Annotated in this window: 9 protein-coding genes and 1 pseudogene; 7 read left to right on the top strand and 3 right to left on the bottom strand. The window is 36.4% G+C overall.

Annotated features, from left to right (window positions below; all coding sequences use genetic code 11):
• Window positions 1-232: pseudogene (locus AC1DPQ_RS13890) on the top strand (peptide chain release factor N(5)-glutamine methyltransferase); the annotation flags it as partial.
• Between the two features lie 126 nt (window positions 233-358).
• Here the strand turns inward: AC1DPQ_RS13890 and xerD are convergent.
• The gene (gene xerD / locus AC1DPQ_RS13885; RefSeq protein ID WP_477609798.1) at window positions 359-1,258 is read right to left on the bottom strand and encodes a site-specific tyrosine recombinase XerD; all 900 of its coding nucleotides are present in this window, start codon (window positions 1,256-1,258) and stop codon (window positions 359-361) included.
• Window positions 1,259-1,307: 49 nt separating this feature from the next.
• Between xerD and aroQ the strand changes: the two genes are divergently transcribed.
• Window positions 1,308-1,724 (top strand): type II 3-dehydroquinate dehydratase, encoded by a 417-nt coding sequence (gene aroQ / locus AC1DPQ_RS13880; protein WP_230149900.1) that lies wholly within the window; start codon window positions 1,308-1,310, stop codon window positions 1,722-1,724.
• A 149-nt stretch (window positions 1,725-1,873) separates the two neighbouring features.
• On the opposite strand, the gene AC1DPQ_RS13875 is transcribed toward aroQ, so the two are convergent.
• Both AC1DPQ_RS13875 and AC1DPQ_RS13870 read right to left on the bottom strand, forming a co-directional pair.
• Entirely contained in the window at window positions 1,874-2,887 is a 1,014-nt protein-coding gene (locus tag AC1DPQ_RS13875; RefSeq protein ID WP_477583123.1) for a glycosyltransferase family 2 protein, read from the bottom strand.
• A gap of 5 nt (window positions 2,888-2,892) precedes the next feature.
• Complete coding sequence (locus tag AC1DPQ_RS13870; RefSeq protein WP_477609796.1) at window positions 2,893-3,765, bottom strand: lysophospholipid acyltransferase family protein; 873 nt, start codon at window positions 3,763-3,765, stop codon at window positions 2,893-2,895.
• 39 nt (window positions 3,766-3,804) lie between these two features.
• Between AC1DPQ_RS13870 and AC1DPQ_RS13865 the strand changes: the two genes are divergently transcribed.
• The 5 genes from AC1DPQ_RS13865 to AC1DPQ_RS13845 all read left to right on the top strand — a co-directional run.
• Window positions 3,805-4,416, top strand: coding sequence for a WbqC family protein (locus tag AC1DPQ_RS13865; protein ID WP_477583121.1), 612 nt, complete (start codon window positions 3,805-3,807; stop codon window positions 4,414-4,416).
• Window positions 4,417-4,418: 2 nt separating this feature from the next.
• A complete protein-coding gene (corA, locus tag AC1DPQ_RS13860) occupies window positions 4,419-5,540 on the top strand; it encodes a magnesium/cobalt transporter CorA (RefSeq protein ID WP_477583119.1) in 1,122 nt (373 codons plus the stop codon).
• Window positions 5,541-5,592: 52 nt separating this feature from the next.
• A complete protein-coding gene (locus tag AC1DPQ_RS13855) occupies window positions 5,593-5,835 on the top strand; it encodes a type II toxin-antitoxin system ParD family antitoxin (RefSeq protein ID WP_477583118.1) in 243 nt (80 codons plus the stop codon).
• A complete protein-coding gene (locus AC1DPQ_RS13850; RefSeq protein WP_477583117.1) occupies window positions 5,835-6,131 on the top strand; it encodes a type II toxin-antitoxin system RelE/ParE family toxin in 297 nt (98 codons plus the stop codon). The genes AC1DPQ_RS13855 and AC1DPQ_RS13850 overlap by 1 nt, the downstream gene beginning before the upstream one ends.
• 51 nt (window positions 6,132-6,182) lie before the next feature.
• Window positions 6,183-6,617, top strand: a 435-nt coding sequence (locus AC1DPQ_RS13845; RefSeq protein WP_477609794.1) for a magnesium transporter MgtE N-terminal domain-containing protein, incomplete at its 3' end; no start/stop codon positions are given.

Here is a 6,617-nt window from a genome sequence, read left to right as displayed (position 1 = left end):
GTACGAACCACATTTAGCATTATTTGTTCGTGATGAAAACCCCTTAATATTTTATAAAGCTATTGCTGATTTTGCAAGAACAAACCTAAAACCCAACGGGCAACTTTATTTTGAAATCAATGAATATTTAGGCAACGAAACAATTGAAATGTTAGCAGCTAAAGGCTTTATTAATATTGAGTTAAGACAAGATATGCAAGGTAAAGACAGAATGGTGAGGGCAGGGATTTAAGGTATTTGAAGTCCGAGGATGGAGGTCTGAAGATATGTTGCAAAGGAATAAATTCCCTGCCGTTCGTCCTCCTGAACTTGTTTCAGGATCTATAATTAAAGGTACTTTAGTCTTTCTGCTCTTCAACTAAGCCCTCGGATGAAACTGCGTAATTACCTCTCTTAAATAATCTCTATCAATGTGCGTATAAATTTCTGTAGTGGTAATACTCGAATGGCCAAGCATTTCCTGTACAGCACGCAAATCGGCACCACCTTCAATTAAATGTGTGGCGAAAGAATGCCTTAACGTATGTGGACTGATTGTTTTCTTTAATCCGGTAGATATAGCCAGGCTTTTAATCAGGTTAAAAATCGAAATACGCGAAAGTTTAGCGCCAAAACGGTTTAAAAAGATGAAATCTTCATGCCCTTTTTTAATATTAGCATGTACACGTACTTCGTTGATGTAAATATCGAGCAGTTTTAAGGCTACGCTTCCAATGGGCACTAAACGTTCTTTATTTCCTTTTCCAATTACTTTTATAAATTCGATCTGTGGGAACACATTTGAGATCTTTAGTTCGGTTAATTCAGTTACACGCAAGCCGCAGCCATATAACACTTCCATAATAGCTTTATTACGCATGCCTTCAGGCTTTGAAGCATCTATGGCAGAAATAAGTTCATTAATCTCGTATATATTCAAAGTATCTGGTAATTTTCTGCTGAGTTTTGGTGCTTCGAGCAATGCTGTAGGATCAGTTGAAATTACATCTTCGAGCATTAAATAGGCAAAGAAAGCTTTTAATCCTGATATTACCCGGGCTTGTGTACTGGCTTGCATACCCAGTTCATTCAACCAAGAGATAAAGGATTTTAGATCAATGATGGTAATGTCAGTTAGTTTAGGCTCTTTGTTTAAAGATTGAAAATACTGGATCAATTTATCAATATCACTCAGATAGGCATCAACAGAATTACCAGATAACGACCGCTCTAACTTTAAATACGATTTAAATCCTTTAATATATGATGGCAAAAGCATGCTTTTATTTGAGATTTTTTATAACATTGCAACGTTACAACATTATATTATGAAAATACAAATTATTAACGGCCCAAACTTAAACTTATTAGGTGTACGCGAGCCATCTATTTACGGAAACACCAGTATTGAAGATTATATTAAAGAATTAAAAACGGTTTATCCGGATATAGAAATTGAATACTATCAGAGTAATGTTGAGGGCGAAATTATTAATAAATTGCATGAAGTTGGTTTTAGTTATGATGGGGTAGTGCTTAATGCAGGAGGTTACACCCATACCTCCGTTGCTATTGCTGATGCGATTGCAGCTATTAAAACCCCTGTGGTTGAGGTGCACATATCTAATATTTATGCCCGCGAAGAATATCGTCATGTCTCTTTAACCGGTAAAAACTGTCAAGGTGTTTTAACTGGCTTTGGCATAAAAGGTTATCGTTTAGCTATTGAAAGTTTGCTGATTTAATCTATTCTGATATTAATTCTGTCAGATGGCAACATCTGACAGCACTCCAATAAAAGTTCAAAAAGATTGGTCGTCATTCCCGTGCAGACGGGAATCTTAAAACTTATGCATTACGATTCCCAATCGGGTTGGGAATGACGATTCACGATTTACTTCAAGTTCGAAAAATATTTAATTTTCTTAATAAAAAATGCCCAAACAACGCTATTGTTATATACTCCAGCATGTTGGCTATACGCTTTTTGAACGGTTTTCCGCTTTTTGTTCGTTTTTGAAAGCGATTTAAGAAAATGCCAATGGCCTTTCGTAACTGCGATTGTAAATTTAGGTTTTCCGGTAAGCAAAAAGTGCCACCACGCAATAAAATCAATAAACATCCTGATTGTTATTCGGAAAACGGCATCACTGGCAGGTAGGTTTTTCTGCATGATGATGAGGTTGTTTCTGAAATTGAGATAAGTTTTAAAAGGATTCTCCGTCTGCAAAGTTCCACCGCCTACATGGTAAACTTCGGCGTCCGGACAGTACATAATTTTATAGTTCAGGTTCTTTAAACGCCAGCACAGATCTATCTCCTCCATATGAGCAAAAAGATCGGCATCTAAACCGCCCGCTTCTTGCCAGCATTTACTTTTAATAAAAAAAGCAGCTCCACTGGCCCAAAAAACTTCCGTTTTATCATTGTACTGGTCATTGTCAAACTCATACACATTAAACAGTCTGCCACGGCAGAAAGGAAAAGAATAGATGTCTAGATAACCTCCGGCAGCACCCGCATACTCGAATTGTTTCTTGTTTAACTGCCATTTAATTTTAGGCTGTGCTGCTGCGATCTGTGCATCGCTTTCCATTAAATCAATTACCGGCTTTATCCAATTAGGGGTTACCTCTACATCCGAATTGAGCAGGATAAAATAATCGGCCTCAACACGTTCTAAAACCTTGTTATAGCCCCCAGCAAAACCGTAATTCTGGTCGTTCTGGATAATTTTAACGCTAGGAAAGTTTTCTTGTAAAAACAAAACTGAATCATCGGTGGAAGCATTATCGCCCACAACAATTTGCAGATTATCATACTCAGAAAGCAAAATTCCGGGCAAAAACTGCTGTAAATATGCTTTTCCATTCCAGTTTAAAATTACAACGGCTACTGATGGGTTCATTCTTTTTATTCGGGTTTAAATTTCCAGCGTTTATGGCTCCAAAGCCAATATTGAGGCTGTTCTTTGATAATATTTTCTAAAAACTTAAAGTGCAGATTCGTAATCGCAAACTCATCCATGTTAGCCGGATCGAGGCACATGGGCAAAACTTCTACATGATAATAACCTTTTTTTACTACACTGACTTTAAAGTAGTATATCGGTCTTTTAGTAGATTTTGCTATTTTTTCTACACCCAAAAGCGCAGCAGTTTGTTGGTGTAAAAAATCTACAAAGTATTTGGTTTCTTCTCTTGTAGGAGATTGATCGCTTGCGAAACACAAAAGCGTAGGTTCATTTTTATAGGTGGCCATGCCCCGTAAAGTTTGTCGCATGGCAATGAAAACATTACCATATTTTGTACGCATACAATCAAACCAGGTTTCAAAAATTTTATTTTTGATGGGTTTAAAAATCACCATGGTTTTGGCAGAAATACTAAGCCCTAAAGCTAATGTGCCCAATTCCCAGTTACCATAGTGGCCTGTACAAGCCAATATACTTTCTCCTGCCGCAAAATGGGTTTCGAGCTGCTCCAGTCCTGTAAACTTTACCCTTTTTAGCGTTTCAGCTTTTGAAATGCTGCTCATTTTAATAATTTCGAAAATAAGTTCAGCCAAATACAGGAAAAATTTTTTCTCAATAGCCTTAATTTCTACCGGAGATTTTTCGGGAAAAGAGTGGGTTAAATTCTGCCTGACAACTTTTTTTCTATAGCCTATTATGTAATAAAGCAGATAATATAGTAATCTTGCAAAAAAAAAGAGCAAAGATAAAGGCAGCAGCGATAACAGGTATAAAAAAAATACGCCAACGTGCGCAATCCCTCTTTTAATCATTATTTTTAAAACGTTTCAACTACAAACATAAATTTTCAAATGCAGAATACAGCTATACTTCCATTATTTTATCTTCCACCAGTAGGCTATTTTAGTTTATTACAAAAGCTGGAGGTAGATTTTTTAATCGAAAAACATGAACATTTAGCGAAGCAAACTTACCGCAACAGGGCCAGTATTTATTCTCCAAACGGAAAACTCGATATTACCGTTCCTGTGGTTAAAGGTTCAAAAACACACACGCAAATGAAGGATGTGCGGATTAGTTATGACTTTAAATGGCAACGTTTACATTGGTTGAGCTTAGAAAGTTGCTATAGAAGTTCGGCCTATTTTGAGTTTTATGAAGATGAACTTTCACGGTTCTATAATCAAAAATTTGAATTTCTTTTCGATTATAACCTCGAATTGGTAGAATGGCTCTCCAAAAAGTTAAAGCTCAATAAAAGCTTCGAAGTTACTACCGAATATTTTGATGATATTGCTCCTGAGCTGGATTTTCGTACCATTATGAACCCTAAAAAGGAGGACGATATTGTAAAAAATAAGCCATATTATCAGGTTTTTGAAGATAGACATCAATTTTTGCCCAACTTAAGTATTGTTGATTTGTTGTTTAACCAGGGTCCACAAGCCCGGCTATATTTATAATTATGGGAAAAAATAAGCCGCGTAACCGCCATAAGCACTATAAAGTTCCAGCCCCAGGTACCAGCCCGGGTTTATACACTATTGATGAAGATGCATTAAAGCCAATTATTGTACTTCATATTTATAACGATAAAAGTTATAAAAAAGTGGAATTGGAGAATATCAATAACATTGATAAACTGATTGAAAATAAAGATTTCTGCTATTGGTTTGACATTAAAGGATTAGCAGATCCTAATATATTCGAAACACTTTATTCAAAATTAGGTATCAGCAGGCTTGTATTAGAAGATATTACCAGTTCTTACCAGCGACCCAAGCTGGATGAATATGATAATGACAAGTACATTTTTGCAGTTAGCAGGCACCTGTTTTTAAATGAGGAGAATATTTTAAATAATGATCAGGTTTCTTTTATCCTGTCAGAACGTACATTGATTACCTTTCAGGAAACTTATGCCGATTGTTTTGAGCCCGTTAGGAAACGTTTGGAAATAGGGAAGGGAAACATTCGTATAGGTGGTATTAGTTACCTGATGTATGCCATTATGGACGTGATAGTGGATAATTATTTTTCCCTGTTAAATTTTTGGGGCGAAGAACTGGATACAATTGAAGATCGTTTATATGATCATCCTGACAGGAGAATCATGTACGATACACAGGCGATTAAAAGGTCATTGATCATGATCCGAAAAGTAGCCTGGCCGGAGCGGGATAAACTGAATGATATTATCCGTACCGATAGTCCATTAATATCAGATCTCACCAAAACCTACATGAAGGATGCCTACGATCATTGTATCCAGATCATTGACTTTATCGAATCATTAAAAGAGATTGCTTCAGCCAATATTGATATGAATTTATCCATTATCAGTAACCGGATGAACGAAATCATGAAGGTTTTGACCATCATTTCTTCCATATTTATTCCACTAACCTTTATTGCAGGTATTTACGGAATGAACTTTAGTAGGGAAGACCCAGCAACCGGAAAGATACTAAAAGACAATATGCCCGAATTATACGCCGAACATGGTTATTTGTACACCTGGATTGTAATGGCTATAATAGCGATTTTGCAGGTGATTTATTTTTGGCGCAAAGGTTGGTTTAAATAGTGTTTTGTATTTATACCAATTATTGGTATATTTAAGCTAAATATATAAAGTTATGGGACGAAATACATCAATACTACTAGGAGATCACTTCGATAATTTTATCAGCGAAAAAATCGCCTCTGGGAAATTTAGTTCAGCCAGTGAGGTAATTAGAACAAGTTTAAGGCTATTAGAGGAAGAAGAGAAGCAAATCGAATTGCTGCGTGAAGCGCTAAAAATAGGAGAGGCAAGTGGGTTCGTGAAGAATTTCGACCCTGTAAAACATTTGCAGGAGTTGCACCGCAAGCATTTATAATGGTTACCTACCGTATCAGTGAACCTGCGCAGACAGATCTGGAAGATATTTGGTTATATACATTTAAGAATTGGTCTAAAGATCAAGCAGATAGATACTACGGTTTATTACTCAGTGAGTGTGAATATATATCAAACCATTTTGAATATGGAAAGATAATGGATCATATATTAAAGGGGTATAGGTGTTCGGCGGTTAAATCGCATCTAATATTCTATAAACTGGGAGCGGATGGCTTAGTGGAAATAATCAGAATATTACATCAAATGACTAACATTAAAAGTCACTTATTGTAAAAATCAATTTTTAATATTTGTAGCTTTAGGGCGTTTTTGGTTAGGTTATAGATGCAGTCATTCGAAATAGATAAAAGCGACGTACTCAAGGTTAAAAATGCAATTTTAGCTGGTGATGAAACTTTAAAAGTAGTTTTAGAGGAGTACCATGCCTCAGAAATCGCGATTTTGTTTGAGCGTTTAGATAAATCCGAACAGCGGCATATTATCAACCTGCTTCCGGCAGAAATAGCTTCAGAGATTATTTCTGAGATGGATGAAGAATCCCATCCGGAAGATTTACTTTTTGAGCTCCATCCCGATAAACGTACGGAGATTGTTGAAGAACTGGATTATGATGATGCGACCGACATCATTTCCCAACTGGAGGATCATGAGCAGAAAGAGATTTTAGAAGACCTTACCGAAGATCATGCCTCAGAAATCCGGAACCTTTTAACTTACGACGAAAAAACCGCGGGTGGTTTGATGAATACGGAGCTGATC

Source organism: Pedobacter sp. 01T416_2 (assembly GCF_056398925.1).
The sequence above is the reverse complement of the archived record's forward strand: the minus strand, read 5'-3'. Positions and strand labels throughout refer to the sequence as shown.